General features: G+C 66.2%; 13 protein-coding genes. 10 read left to right on the forward strand and 3 right to left on the reverse strand.

Annotation, left to right across the window (positions count from 1 at the left end):
* Positions 1–48: 48 nt before the first annotated feature.
* Together EDF50_RS12990 and EDF50_RS12995 are read right to left on the reverse strand one after the other, a co-directional pair.
* Positions 49–501, reverse strand: coding sequence for a hypothetical protein (locus EDF50_RS12990; protein ID WP_123519935.1), 453 nt, complete (start codon positions 499–501; stop codon positions 49–51).
* A gap of 147 nt (positions 502–648) precedes the next feature.
* Positions 649–960 carry a metal-sensitive transcriptional regulator gene (locus EDF50_RS12995; protein WP_123519936.1) on the reverse strand — a complete coding sequence of 104 codons (312 nt, stop codon included), beginning with the start codon at positions 958–960 and terminating at the stop codon, positions 649–651.
* Positions 961–1,198: 238 nt separating this feature from the next.
* On the opposite strand from EDF50_RS12995, the gene EDF50_RS13000 reads away from it, so the two are divergent.
* From EDF50_RS13000 to EDF50_RS13045, 10 genes are all read left to right on the forward strand, one after another.
* Positions 1,199–1,426 (forward strand): heavy-metal-associated domain-containing protein, encoded by a 228-nt coding sequence (locus tag EDF50_RS13000; protein WP_123519937.1) that lies wholly within the window; start codon positions 1,199–1,201, stop codon positions 1,424–1,426.
* A complete protein-coding gene (locus EDF50_RS13005) occupies positions 1,423–3,615 on the forward strand; it encodes a cation-translocating P-type ATPase (RefSeq protein ID WP_123519938.1) in 2,193 nt (730 codons plus the stop codon). Before EDF50_RS13000 ends, EDF50_RS13005 begins: the two co-directional genes overlap by 4 nt.
* An 82-nt stretch (positions 3,616–3,697) precedes the next feature.
* Positions 3,698–4,048, forward strand: a complete 351-nt coding sequence (locus EDF50_RS13010; RefSeq protein WP_123519939.1) for an NADH-quinone oxidoreductase subunit A — start codon at positions 3,698–3,700, stop codon at positions 4,046–4,048.
* Positions 4,039–5,103: a hypothetical protein gene (locus tag EDF50_RS13015; protein ID WP_148053749.1), complete on the forward strand. Its 1,065-nt coding sequence runs from the start codon at positions 4,039–4,041 to the stop codon at positions 5,101–5,103. The genes EDF50_RS13010 and EDF50_RS13015 overlap by 10 nt, the downstream gene beginning before the upstream one ends.
* Positions 5,096–6,025 carry an NADH-quinone oxidoreductase subunit H gene (locus EDF50_RS13020; RefSeq protein WP_123519941.1) on the forward strand — a complete coding sequence of 310 codons (930 nt, stop codon included), beginning with the start codon at positions 5,096–5,098 and terminating at the stop codon, positions 6,023–6,025. The genes EDF50_RS13015 and EDF50_RS13020 overlap by 8 nt, the downstream gene beginning before the upstream one ends.
* Before the next feature lie 8 nt (positions 6,026–6,033).
* Positions 6,034–6,591 carry an NADH-quinone oxidoreductase subunit J gene (locus tag EDF50_RS13025; protein WP_233570637.1) on the forward strand — a complete coding sequence of 186 codons (558 nt, stop codon included), beginning with the start codon at positions 6,034–6,036 and terminating at the stop codon, positions 6,589–6,591.
* Positions 6,588–6,890: an NADH-quinone oxidoreductase subunit NuoK gene (nuoK, locus tag EDF50_RS13030; protein ID WP_123519942.1), complete on the forward strand. Its 303-nt coding sequence runs from the start codon at positions 6,588–6,590 to the stop codon at positions 6,888–6,890. Before EDF50_RS13025 ends, nuoK begins: the two co-directional genes overlap by 4 nt.
* A complete protein-coding gene (locus EDF50_RS13035) occupies positions 6,887–8,791 on the forward strand; it encodes a proton-conducting transporter membrane subunit (RefSeq protein ID WP_123519943.1) in 1,905 nt (634 codons plus the stop codon). Before nuoK ends, EDF50_RS13035 begins: the two co-directional genes overlap by 4 nt.
* Positions 8,788–10,275, forward strand: a complete 1,488-nt coding sequence (locus tag EDF50_RS13040) for a NuoM family protein (RefSeq protein WP_223269464.1) — start codon at positions 8,788–8,790, stop codon at positions 10,273–10,275. Before EDF50_RS13035 ends, EDF50_RS13040 begins: the two co-directional genes overlap by 4 nt.
* 8 nt (positions 10,276–10,283) lie before the next feature.
* On the forward strand, positions 10,284–11,657 hold the full coding sequence (locus EDF50_RS13045; protein ID WP_123519970.1) for an NADH-quinone oxidoreductase subunit N: 1,374 nt from the start codon (positions 10,284–10,286) through the stop codon (positions 11,655–11,657).
* Between the two features lie 51 nt (positions 11,658–11,708).
* On the opposite strand, the gene EDF50_RS13050 is transcribed toward EDF50_RS13045, so the two are convergent.
* Positions 11,709–12,215 carry a DUF305 domain-containing protein gene (locus EDF50_RS13050; RefSeq protein ID WP_233570632.1) on the reverse strand — a complete coding sequence of 169 codons (507 nt, stop codon included), beginning with the start codon at positions 12,213–12,215 and terminating at the stop codon, positions 11,709–11,711.
* Between the last annotated feature and the right edge of the window lie 592 nt (positions 12,216–12,807).

Below are 12,807 nucleotides of genomic sequence, written 5' to 3' on the forward strand. Positions count from 1 at the left end.
CAAATGGGCCGCGGGTCTCGTGTGGGGAGAAGTCCCCAAGGGGCTGATTTAGACGCGGAGGATGCTGAGCTGGTTCAAATTCATCGATCGCCGGGGAATCACGATCGTCGGCAGGGCGGGCAACGCGCCGAGGGTCTTCGAGAGGATGAACAGGGCGCGAGTGCCACGACTACGCAGCAGCACGGCTGCCGTGACGAGCAACACCATCAGGCACGCCATGCCCATCACGGCGCAGAGCATCGCGCACAGTCCGCCACAATCATCCGACGCACCAGCCGCCACCAGCACTGGCGCCTCGGCGGCATGAACGGTGCCCGCTGAGAGCTCCGTGTGAGGGGCGCTGTGGCTGTGCTCGGCGGCCGTCGGAGCGGCGGCATGGCTGGTGGTGTGCCCGGCGAGGGTGTGCATCAGCACGGTGCTGCCGATGAGCAACAAGATGAGTACGACGGCGGTCCCCAGACGTCCCAGCCCCGAGGGGATGCGCGTCGAGTGGGGGGTCATGGCTCTCCTTGGGCGGTGTCCCGACGAAGTGTACAAGCCCTAGATCCTCGAGCGCAGGGCCTTAGTTTCGGAGTCCCCAATGGACGAGTGCGCTGGCTCATGAACAATCGCGGGCTGGTAAGCGGGCTGCAGGTCGAGAGCTGAAGATCAGGCCCGCACCAATCGGGCGATCGCGTCGGACGCTTCCTTGATCTTTTCGGCCGCAGCAGCACCGCCCTCGGTGACAGCGTCGGTGACGCAATGCGTGAGGTGGTCGTTCAGCAGGCCCAGGGCCACGGACTGCAGCGCCTTCGTCATCGCCGACACCTGGGTGAGGATGTCGATGCAGTACTGCTCCTCGTCGACCATCCGCTGCAATCCCCGCGCTTGCCCCTCGATGCGCTTGAGGCGCTTGAGGTAGTCGTCCTTGGCGGTGATGTACCCATGGTGGTGATCGTGCTCGGTTGCAGTGTCGGTCATAGGAACTCCTCCGGGTTACGGGTTGCAGGTCACGTTAGTTGCGACCACGGAGCGGCCAACCAGTCGACCAGGTCAGTGTGATCGGAGCGTAAGAGCCGAGGAACGAGGAGCTTTGCGATCTCACTTCTCACCCCCCGAGCGATGATCTGGGAACAGATCTCCGCGGCCCGGAGCTACACTCACCTAGATACCCCCCTAGGGTACCTGATGAACCGTTGGAACACGAAGGGACACCACGATGGGCGAGCAGTTGACGAAAACGTACGGCATCACCGGCATGACGTGCGGACACTGCGTGGCGAGCGTCCACGAAGAACTCACCACCGTGCCGGACGTCACGGATGTGGCCATCGACCTCAATGTCGGCGGTGTTTCCACCGTTCAGGTGAGTAGCACCCGCGACCTGTCTCAGGAGGAAGTCTCCGCCGCTGTGAAGGAGGCCGGCTACACGTTGGTCGCATCATGACCACCACAACCGCGCCGGTCGAGCTGACGATCCAGGGGATGACCTGCGCGTCATGCGCGAACCGGATCGAGCGGAAACTGAACAAGCTGCCCGGTGTCACGGCGAGTGTGAACTACGCCACGGAAAGCGCCACCGTCACCCTCCCCGCAGACCTCGCCGTCGATGATGCGATCCGCACCGTCGAGGCCGCTGGCTACGGCGCCCACCTGCCCGAATCGGGCAGTGAAGACACCGACGAGCTCGTGCCGCTGCGGCGACGCTTGATTGTGTCCACCGTGCTCGCCGTCCCGGTGGTAGCGCTGTCGATGGTCCCGGCGCTGCAGTTCCCGGGCTGGCAGTGGGCCGTCCTGTTGTTGGCGATGCCTGTCGTCGTGTGGGGCGCGTGGCCGTTCCACCGAGCTGCCGTGATCAACGCCCGACATGGTGCCGCGACGATGGACACCCTCGTCAGCGTCGGTGTCGCCGCCGCAACCGGGTGGTCTGTGTGGGCGCTCATTTTCGGTGGCGCCGGACACATCGGGATGCGGATGGCGTTTTCCTGGTTTCCGCACCCCGGCGCTGCGCCGGAACCGTACTTCGAAGTCGCCACCGCGGTGACGGTGTTCCTCCTCGCCGGGAGGTACTTCGAAGCGCGCGCGAAGGACCGCTCCGGAGCCGCCCTCCAGGCGCTGCTCGCGTTGGGCGCACCAACTGCAACTGTTCTCCGCGACGGCATCGAAGTGGAGCTGCCAAGCTCGGCATTGCAGGTTGGGGACCGGTTCGTGGTCCGCCCCGGTGAGCGCATCGCCACCGACGGAACCATCAGCGACGGTACGAGCGCGGTCAACACCAGTGTCATGACGGGGGAAGCGGTGCCCGTCGAGGTCGGCCCCGGCGACACCGTCACCGGAGCGACCGTGAACGTCGGTGGCCGGCTCATCGTCGAAGCCACCCGCGTCGGACAGGACACCGAGCTGGCGCGCATCGGCCGACTCGTGGTCTCCGCGCAGAGCGGCAAGGCCGAAGTGCAGCGCCTTGCCGACCGTGTCTCCGCCGTTTTCGTCCCAATTGTCATGGGCTTGGCGGTTCTAACCCTCGTGGGGTGGCTGCTAGTCACCGGAGATGTGCAAGCTGCGTTCACTGCTGCGGTCGCGACACTGGTCATCGCCTGCCCCTGCGCCCTGGGGCTTGCAACACCCACCGCGCTGCTTGTCGGTACCGGCCGCGGCTCCCAACTGGGGATCCTCATCCGCGGCCCGCAGGTCCTCGAGGCCACCCGCCGGATCGACACCGTCGTGCTCGATAAGACCGGCACGGTCACCACGGGCCGGATGAGCGTCCACCAGGTCACTGCCGTCCATGGGGGCGCCGAGGCCCGTGTGCTGGCCCTCGCTGCTGCGGCGGAAGCAGGATCGGAACATCCAATCGCCCGCGCCATCACCGGCGCAGCCACCGACTATCCGGTAGCAGAGACGTTCCAGTCCACCGCAGGGTTCGGTGTGCAAGCCATCGTCGACGGCGCTCTCGTGCTCGTCGGCCGACCGGCGTGGCTGACCGGGCAGTGGGCAATCACCATTCCGGAATCGGTCACGGATGCAGTCCGGACCGCCGAACGTGGCGGCGCGACAGCGGTCGTTGTCGCCTGGGACGGCGCCGCCCGCGGCGTCATCAGCGTTGCGGACACCGTCGCGTCGACCAGCCCAGACGCGGTCCGTCGCCTCCACCAAATGGGGCTGCGCACGATCATGCTCACCGGCGACGCTGACGACGTCGCTCGGACGGTCGCTGCAGAAATCGGCATCGATGACGTCGAAGCTGAGGTGCGACCCGAAGACAAGTACCAGACCATCATCCGGCTACAGAAGCAGGGCCGGTCCGTGGCGATGATCGGTGACGGCGTCAACGACGCCGCCGCTCTCGCCGCCGCTGACCTGGGCATCGCGATGGGCAGCGGTACCGACGCCGCCATGGAAGCCGCCGACATCACCCTGATCCGCGCCGACCTAAGCGCTGCTGCAGATGCGATCGCGCTCGCCCGCCGCACTCTCGGCACGATCAAGGTGAACCTGTTCTGGGCCTTTGCCTACAACGTCGCCGCGATCCCACTCGCGATGGCTGGCTTGCTGAACCCGATGATCGCAGGCGCCGCGATGGCACTGTCTTCGGTGTTCGTCGTCAGCAACAGCCTCCGACTCCGCAGGTTTCACTGACTGGCGGACACTGAACTGCCTCCCGCCTACACTCACCTGCAGTACCCCTCCGGGGTATGCCCGTCGGGGAAGGAGATCCTGAATGTCCGCATACGTCACCATTGGCATCGTGCTCGGCGTCGGGCTGCTCGGCATCGCCGCCCTGGTGCTGGTGTCACGAGCAATGACGGTCGCTCCGGTTCGCAAAGGTGTGCTGCCGTTCGGGTCAGGGTGGGACCTCCAGGAACATGCACTCTCGCGATTCCACACCCGCTGGTACCCGATGACGCTGGTGTTCCTTGCCTTCGACGTGGAAATGCTGTTCATGTACCCGTGGGCGGTCGTGGTCGCGCAGATGGGTGCAGAAGCAGTCATCGAGATGTTCGTCTTCCTCGGGGTCCTTGTGGCAGGGGTGGTTTGGGCCTGGCGGGAAGGCGCCTTCCGATGGGTGTGACCGAGGACCGTCGCCGCCCGCTGCATGTGCTTCTCGTCGAGGTGCCCGGCAACGGCCTGGTTCGGATCGAGTGTGAAGCCACGGCTGCCGCCGCAGGCCACATCCTCGCCGTCCACCCGGCGGAGAGCGACGTCCTCCTCGTCTGCGGAACACCCGGACCAGAGCTGCAGACCCTCCTCGACCGCGTATGGGATCAGATGCCCTACCCGAAGCACCGAGCCACGCTCACCCGACCCGACGAGATCGCCACCGTCCTCGGGGCCGCGCAGGATGCGCTTGCAAACCGACCCGCACAGCGATCCGCCGCACGCGAGGACCAGGACACGATCCATCATGCTGACGAATCGATGCACCACGACGACATGACAGCGGACGGGCACGACCACACGTCGATGGATCACATGTCGATGAGTGGTCCAGGCGGCTACCCGCTCGCCGATGGTGCCGATGACCGGGACGGGTTGGAGATGGACGTACTCCACCGGAGGCTCGGCCCGATCCTGCCGGCCTGGCCCGCTGGTGTGGTCCTGGATGTGACGCTTGCCGGCGACACCATCACCGGCGCTTCCGCCTCGATGATCGACGTCGACGATTACCAGCACGCGGAGCCGCAGAACGTGGCGGCCATCGCACTCGATCAGGCTGCCCAGGTGCTGGCCGTTGCCGGGTGGGATGCCGCTGCAGCTCGGACACTCCGCGTGCGAGATCTTGCCGTGACCGGCCGCCGCGATCAGGCGCGAAAGCGCCTTCTCCCGCTGCGCCGCCGGGTCGAACGATCCCTGCTGCTCCGCTGGTCCCTGAACGGACTCCAGGTCAGGCCTGGCGTCGACGTCCGCACCGTTCTCTTGGCCCGCTTGGAGCGAGCAACCGTCTCGCTCAATGCGGCTCAATTCGAACCGGAGCCGTCAACGACGGCGGATGAGATTCCGGCACTAATAGAAGGGCGCGACATCGGCAGCGCCCGCCTCATCGTCGCAGCACTCACCGTGCACCCCGGCCGTCGCACCGACATCACCGAACAGGCCGGCACGACGAGACACCCCCACCATGGTTGATATCGAAAGCACCCTTTGGGCTCTCGTTCTGCCCGTCGTCGTCGTCGTGCTCGCCATCACGGCTGCCAGCGGCAACGCCGTTCTGGTGGCACGGGACCGCGGGACACCGGTGAGCGCTGCGGTCTTGTCCCCGTTCCATGAAACCCACCGGCTTCTGCGCCAGCAGCGCCGTTCCGTGCTCGGCGCGGACACCCTCCTGTGGCGGATCGGTGGGTCCGGGCTCATCGTCGCCGCGTTCCTCGCCGCCCTCGCCGTCCCGGTCGGAAACCTCACGCCGCTGGACGTGCCGGTCGGCGTCGTGTGGTTCAACGCCGTGGACGTCACCCTCTGGGCATTGTGGTGGCTCCTCGGCTGGGGCAGCAACAGTGTGCATCCGCTGATCGGCGGCTACCGGTTCCTGGCGCAGGCGCTGGCGTACGAAATCCCGCTGATGTTCGCCCTGACCGCACCCGCGATCGGGGCGCAGAGCCTCCGGCTGACAGACGTGGTCTCGGCGCAGGAACCGATCTGGTTCGCGGTCACCATGCCGGTCGCGTTCGTTGTCTACTGCGCCTCCGTCACCGCATTCTCCGCGTGGGGTCCGTTCGCCCTCCCTGCCGGTACGGACATCGCCGGCGGTGTCCTCGGAGAACTTTCCGGCGTTGACCGGCTGCTCGTCCTCGCCGGCAGGTGGTGCCTGCTCGTCGCAGGCGCCGCGTTCGCCGTCCCGATGTTCCTCGGCGGCGGTGCCGGTCCGCTGCTCCCGCCCGCACTGTGGGTGCTGGTGAAAACGTGTGCGTTGCTCGCCGTGTTCTTGCTGCTCGGACGTGCGATGCCCGCAGTGCGGCCGCAGCGGCTCGCAGAAATCGGATGGGTCGTCGTGTTGCCGCTGGTGCTGCTGCAGCTGCTGGTCACCTCGGTGCTGGCCGTGACGGGAAATTGATGACCGTGATGGCAACGATCGTGTTCTGGGTCGCGGCAGTGGTCGCGGTGGTCGCCGCAGCCGCGGTGTTCCGGGTTGATTCGATGGCACGCGCCACGTACGCCCTGGCGGTGTCGTTCATCGCCGTGGGCGCAGCCGTTCTGGTGCTACACCTGGACTTCATCGGCGTCGTGACGATCCTGATGATGGTGATGGAGATGGCCGTCATGGCCGTGTTCATGGTCTCCTACATGGGTATGAACCCGGCGCTGATGCCGATGGATATGACCCACAGCAAACGACCCGCAGCGATGATCGCGGTCGCGGTGTTCGTCGGCCTCGCCGCAGCCGCGCTCCTCATCCCATGGCCTGACCGCGCCGGTTCGCCGGGGGCGGACACCACCCAAGCGCTCGGAGAAGCGATCATGGGCTCAAAGATGCTGGTGATGCTGACGATCAGCCCGATCCTGTTCGCCACGATCGTCGCAGCCCTGGTCCTTGCAAACCCCAGGGGCCGATACGACCGACGCGGCGACGAACTCCGGGACCAACCCTCGGATCCGGAACCCGGAGGGATCGGACGATGACCCTGGAATTGGTCCTGTTGGTTGTTGCCGCACTGTTCGCCATCGGGCTGTACGGGGCGATCTCGCAGCAGGTGGTCGTGATGGTGATGATGGGTATCGAGGTGATGGTGAACGCCGTCATCCTCGCCGCCGCCGCGTTCTGGTGGTATCTCTCACCAACGGTCGACGGGCAGGTGCTGCTGCTGGTGATCATCGCAGCGATGACAATCGAAATGGCGATGGGCTTCGCCGTCGCCACCATCCTGCACCGCTCCCGGAACTCCGACATGACCGACTCGGCAACGGATCTCACCCAGTGAGCGCCGCGCTGATTACCGCCGTCATCCTGCCCGCCCTTGTCGGGGCAGGACTGTCGACTGCTGGACGCCTGGCCGAACGGATCGCGGTCCCCATCAGCCTCGCCACGGCCGCTGTGACCGCAGTTTTCGCAACCATCGCGGCGGCCACCCGTGCGGAGGTAACCGGCGGGGTGCCAGCTCTTCTCGCACCCCCCGGCCCGGATCTTCGCGTCGATGCGCTGGCCGCGGTCGTCTTGCCAACCGTGGCGTGGGTCGCGTTCCTCGTGCTTGTGTTCGCGACCGCGGACCGGACGCGTCCTGCTGCCCGGTTCCATGGGCTGATGTTGCTCTTCCTCGCCGCCGTCGTGGTTACCGTGACCGCGACCGGGCTGCCGCTGCTGCTCGCCGCCTGGGAGGTGATGGGCGCCACCTCCTACGCCCTCATCGGGTTCCGCTGGCAAGACCGGAACCGCGTCGACGGCGGACTCATCGCGTTCACCGTCACCCGTGCCGGGGACCTTGGCATGTACCTCGCCGCCGGCGCAGTCATCGCCGGTGGCGGCACCTGGTCGCTCACCGCTCTGCAATCGCTGCCGGGCCCGTGGGTACACGTTGCGGCCGCGGGGCTGCTTGTTGCCGGCTTAGGGAAGGCGGCGCAGCTGCCGTTCTCGTTCTGGATCTCCCGTGCCATGGAGGGCCCGAGCGCCGTGAGCGCGCTGCTGCACTCCGCGGCCATGGTCGCCATGGGCGGGTATCTCCTGCTCCGCGTCGAACCGCTTTTGAGCGTGACCAATTGGGCAGGCCCGACGGCGGCGTGGGTGGGCGCTACGACCGCGATCGTGCTCGGCTTCATCGCGCTGTCGCAACGGGACCTGAAGCAGGTGCTTGCCGCATCAACGGCATCTCAGCTGGGGTTCGTCGTCCTCGCCGCCGGTGTCGGCTCGGTCAGCGGCGGAACCGCGCAGCTCATCACGCACGCCGCCACGAAAGCGCTGCTGTTCCTCACCGCAGGCGCGTGGCTCACGGCTACCGGGACGAAACAGTTCACCGGTCTCCGCGGCATCGCCGCCCGCTGGCCCGCGATCGGTGTCCTCGCGACTGTCGGTGCGCTGTCGCTGGCTGGTCTGCCGCCACTGTCACTCTGGTACGCCAAGGACGTCGTCCTCGCCGCCGCACTGGAGGAACAGCCCTGGTTGTACGCGGCGGGCCTGGCCGGGGCGGCACTTGCGGCGGCCTACTCTGCCCGGATCATCGGGCTGCTGTGGCGACGTGCAGGAACACCGGAAGCATCCTGGGACGACGAGGAACACGGCACCCGGCGGGTGCCCCGTCTCGTGGTCGTCCCGATGGTGGTACTCGCCGTCGCTGCAGCCGGACTTGCGCTCCTCGGCACGCCGCTGCTGCATCCGCTGCTCGACCCGTTGTCCGGGCCTGCGGTGTCGTGGCCGGAGCTCGCCGCGTCGGCGGCGATCGCGGTCGTCGTGGTCCTGCTGGTCCTGTGGCGCACACCAACAGTCCGCATCGGGATGCACTGGTTCGGGCTAGAGCGGGCAGCCGTCACGGTCATCGCAGCGCCGACCCTGAGACTCGCTGCAGTCCTTGCGCGGCTGGATGACCGATACGGTACGGCCCTCGACCGGTCGGGACGTGCGCTCGAGAGCACCGCACGCGTCGCACAAGCAATGGATGACCTCTATGGCACGGCCCTTGATCGGTCGGGACGTGCACTCGAGAGCACCGCACGCGCCGCACGCGTGCTCGATGAGCGCGGACCCGCCGCAGTGACGGGGCAGCTCGGCTCCGCTGTCGCGGTACTCGGTCGTCTGGCGCGGCGCCCGCAAACCGGCCAGGTGCACCACTACTACATCGGCGCGACTCTAACCGTCGCCGCCGCCGCCATCCTGCTCTTAGTCGTGAGGTGATCGTGCTCAGTCTGATCGTGTTTCTTCCCGTCACCGTCGCGGCGGTCCTAGCCCTGACACGGGCGATGTCAGGGCGGGTAGCCGCGTGGGTATGGCTGGCGACGAGCGTGGTGGAGCTCGCTCTGGGAATCCTCGTGGCCCTCCCCGCATCCGATATGCCGGGCCTGCGATGGGAGGAGCGGGTCGAGTGGATGCCGAGTGTCGGCACCAGCTATCACGTCGGCATCGACGGCTTGTCAGCACCGTTGGTGCTCCTGACCGACGTTGTGTTCCTGGCTTGTGCGCTCTGGGCGATCCGGGACACCGATCGGCCCCGTCCGCAGGCTGCGCTCTTCATGTTCCTGCAGACCACCTGCCTCGGGGTGTTCGCCGCGCAGGACCTGCTGGTGTTCTTCGTGTTCTTCGACCTGTCGATCGTGGGCATGTACTTCGTGATCGCGGGCTGGGGGCATGGTGACCATCACCGGTCGGCACTGCGGTTCTTCCTCTACACGTTCCTCGGATCGCTGGCGCTGCTGCTCGGATTCATCGGCCTGTACCTCGGATCGGCGCCGCACACATTCGACATGGTCGAACTCACCCGACACGGTTACACCGGCACACCGCTCGCCGCTGGTGCCGTACTCGCAGCGCTTGTGGTCGGCTTCGCCGTCAAGACCCCCACGGTGCCGTTCCACTCCTGGCTGCCGCCGGCACACACCGACGCACCGTCCATCGGCTCCGTTGTCCTCGCGGGCGTCCTCCTGAAAATGGGCACTTACGGGTTCCTCCGCATCGCGATGCCGATGCTGCCCGACGCCTGGCGATCTTGGTCATGGGTAATCGTCATCGTCGGCATCGTGTCAGTGCTTTATGGGGCACTCGTGGCGCTGGCGCAAACGAACGTGAAGCGGCTGATCGCGTACACCTCGGTCAACCACATGGGCTACGTCGTGCTGGCCGTCGGCGCCGCGGGCGTGACAGGGTCTTCCTCCGCCCAGGCGCAGCAGTTGGCGATCACCGGCGCGACCGTGCAAATGGTGTCGCATGGGCTCATCACCGGGGCGCTGTTCCTCCTAGCGGGCGTCCTGTACAACCGGCGGGACAGCTATGAGATCAGCGACTACAGCGGCCTCGCGAAACCCGCACCACGATTCTCTGGGCTCTTTGCTGTCGCCGCGTTCGCGTCGCTCGGAATCCCCGGCTTCAGCGGGTTTATTGCCGAGTTCCAGATCTTCGCTGGCAGCATCGGCGCAACCGCGGTCGCGGCGATCGCACTGCCAGGGATCTTGATCACCGCCGCCCTGTTCCTCCGCACCGTGCAGAAGATGCTCACCGGCCCGACGGAACGTCTCGCCGAAGGCTTCACCGACACCACCACCCGGGAGACCATGACGATCGGTGCGCTCCTGCTGCTCTCACTGGCCGTCGGCGTGGTTCCAGGACCGCTGCTGCAGCTCATCGCCCCTGCGGCCAGGCAGTTGGCCGCCTTGGTTGGGGGTTAGGCGTGAACATGGACTACGGCGCCCTTCTGCCGGAGATTGTCCTGATGAGCGGCGCGATCGTTGCGCTCCTTGGCGGCAGCTTCCTGCCCCGACGCCGGCAGGCGCTCGTGACCTGGTTCGCGATTGCCGCGGCATGCGGCAGTGCGGTCGCGGCCGCAGTGAGCACAGGATCACCGACCGTCTTTAGTGACAGTTACGCCCTCGACGACGCGACCATGACGATCAGGATTCTCGTTCCGTTGGCGACCGGCGTTGTGATGCTCATCGGACGACGGGAGTCCCAGGGCTCTGCTCGGGAGAGCGAGACCGCGTCGCTACTGCTCCTGGCCGCACTCGGGACTGTCGTCCTCGCCGGCGCAAACGATCTCCTTATCGTGGCGACGGGGTTCCTCTTGGCGACAGTGCCGTTGTACGCGCTGATCGGGCTATCCCGATCTGCGATGGCAGCGGAGGCAACGATGAAGACGTACCTACTGGGTGCGGTATTCGGCGTCGTGATGCTCTTTGGCATCACCGTCCTCGTCGGTGTTGCCGGTGGCAGCACCTACCCCGAGCTGCAGCGTGCGCTCCCACACGTTCCAGCCGCAGCGGTCGCGCTCGGGTTCACTGGGGCCCTTGCGGGGCTGCTATTCAAAGCGGGGGCCGTCCCCGGACACTTCTGGGTCCCAGATGCAGCCGAGGGTTCCGGCATTGGCATCGCCGCGTTTATCACTACCGTCCCGAAGCTCGGCGCCCTGATCGCACTGGCGCGTCTCGTTGGCGTCATGCCCGAGACTCTGAATGCACCGCTACTGATCGGTGTGCTCGCCGCGGCAAGTATGACGCTCGGCACCCTCGCCGCGTTCTGGCAGCGCAGCGCCTCACGGCTACTCGGCTGGTCCACCGTAGGGCAGGTCGGGTTCCTGCTGATGCCCGTCGCTGTGATCGGGGCCGAGCCGTCAGCTCGCCCCGCACTGCTGATATACCTCGTGTTCTACGCCGTGACAAACCTGGCCCTGTTCGCCGCGATCGCCGCCCTCCCGGCCCGGGCGACGATCCCCTCCTGGCGCGGTGCAGCGCGGGAACATCCAGTCATTACCGGTGTCGTCGTAGTCGCCTTGTTGAGTCTCGTGGGCACGCCACCGACCGCGGTTTTCGTAGGAAAACTAGCGGTCTTCACGGCCACCTGGCAGGGCGGGATGCCGTGGCTAGTAGTCATCGCTGCGGTCGTGTCGGTGGCATCGCTGTTCTACGCGCTCCGCTGGGTGTCGACGGCCTTCCAGCGGACGAAGACACCACGGCCGGCCGTTGTCGCTGTTCGGCTGCAGGCAGCTACCGCCGTAGTACTTGGTGCGCTGGTCATCGTCGCGGCCGTCGGCCTCCCTGCCTTCCCCCTGCTGTGACTCGATGACCAGCCGCGACCTCGGCTACATCGATCCTGACTGCTGGGCAATTCAATCCGTTGGGCACTGTCGGTCAGCGGTGTCGTCGTAGGTCGGTGCGGGACGTGCCTGTGCTTCCTCGGCGGTCGCGGCGATGCCGTTGCGTTCGATGTCCTCGATGAGCCAATCCATTTCCCGGATCTCCCGACGCTGCGCCTCACTGATGTCGACTGCGAGTTCACACACGCGAACGTCTTCGATCTGAGCACGTTCCGAGCGTGTGATCGCCAGGGAGTGGTGGGGGATCATCGCGCTCATCCATCCCGTGTCGCCTACAAGGATCTGGCTCCGGTCGAGGGCGACGCCTCCTCCGATCAAGACGACGCTGGTCGCGACGACGGCGATGTTCGCCTTGGTGTTCTTGTACATGTTCAGCATCCAGGCGAGCATCACGAGGCCCATGGTGCCTATCATCGTGAGGGCCATAAACACGCGACTCTCGCTGAAACGGACATGCGCCCATTCCCAAGAGCCGAGGAACATCGTCCAGTACATGACGACCATGGCGGTGAGGATCATGGCGCCGAATCGGAGGTACTGACGCCCTGGGCCAGCTGCGTGCTGCTGCCCTGCGTCCTTGTGGTTTTGGGAGTCTTCATTCGACATTCGATGGTTCCTTCGCCGTCGTGGTGTGAGATTGCGCACTCCTGCGAACGGCAGGGACTGTGCTGTTCGACCTGCCGCATGCGTGTTGCTTCAGCCCTACCCGTGTGACGGTTCGATGACACGGATCGATTCCGGAAGGAAGGGCCACGGCTCAGATCGGCCCGCCGGGAACGGATGTTCGAAACAGCTTTCAAATCAAACTGGGCGCCGGGAAAAGGTAACGCGCTGCCCGTTAGACGGTCGTTCATCGGGACACCTTCTGGGGCCGCTCTCGGTCGGGTGAGGTCAAGTGGCGCCTGGCCTGCGGATTCGCGTATGCCTGTCCCGCAAAATTGCCCGGTGATGGGGGTCTGAACGCTACAGTCGCCTCATGCTCATCGGATACGCCCGCGTCTCGACGTCCGGACAGGTGACTATGGCAGCGTTATTGGGACCCACCAGGGCAATCTAAGCGGGACCCACTTCGGGTGTTTCGGGGTGTCTGGGGCAATCTAAGCCGGACCCA

Source organism: Frigoribacterium sp. PhB24, assembly GCF_003755185.1.
Lineage (GTDB): Bacteria > Actinomycetota > Actinomycetes > Actinomycetales > Microbacteriaceae > Frigoribacterium.

What these genes read in the sequence shown, in the direction of transcription:
- EDF50_RS13000 (WP_123519937.1), top strand. Translation starts at nt 1,199, where the DNA reads ATGGGCGAGCAGTTGACGAAAACGTACGGCATCACCGGCATGACGTGC.
- nuoK (WP_123519942.1), top strand. Translation starts at nt 6,588, where the DNA reads ATGACCCTGGAATTGGTCCTGTTGGTTGTTGCCGCACTGTTCGCCATC.
- EDF50_RS13045 (WP_123519970.1), top strand. Translation starts at nt 10,284, where the DNA reads ATGGACTACGGCGCCCTTCTGCCGGAGATTGTCCTGATGAGCGGCGCG.
- EDF50_RS13050 (WP_233570632.1), bottom strand. Translation starts at nt 12,215, where the DNA reads ATGATCCTCACCGCCATGGTCGTCATGTACTGGACGATGTTCCTCGGC.
- EDF50_RS13015 (WP_148053749.1), top strand. Translation starts at nt 4,039, where the DNA reads ATGGGTGTGACCGAGGACCGTCGCCGCCCGCTGCATGTGCTTCTCGTC.
- EDF50_RS13025 (WP_233570637.1), top strand. Translation starts at nt 6,034, where the DNA reads ATGGCAACGATCGTGTTCTGGGTCGCGGCAGTGGTCGCGGTGGTCGCC.
- EDF50_RS12995 (WP_123519936.1), bottom strand. Translation starts at nt 960, where the DNA reads ATGACCGACACTGCAACCGAGCACGATCACCACCATGGGTACATCACC.
- EDF50_RS13010 (WP_123519939.1), top strand. Translation starts at nt 3,698, where the DNA reads ATGTCCGCATACGTCACCATTGGCATCGTGCTCGGCGTCGGGCTGCTC.
- EDF50_RS13005 (WP_123519938.1), top strand. Translation starts at nt 1,423, where the DNA reads ATGACCACCACAACCGCGCCGGTCGAGCTGACGATCCAGGGGATGACC.
- EDF50_RS12990 (WP_123519935.1), bottom strand. Translation starts at nt 501, where the DNA reads ATGACCCCCCACTCGACGCGCATCCCCTCGGGGCTGGGACGTCTGGGG.
- EDF50_RS13020 (WP_123519941.1), top strand. Translation starts at nt 5,096, where the DNA reads ATGGTTGATATCGAAAGCACCCTTTGGGCTCTCGTTCTGCCCGTCGTC.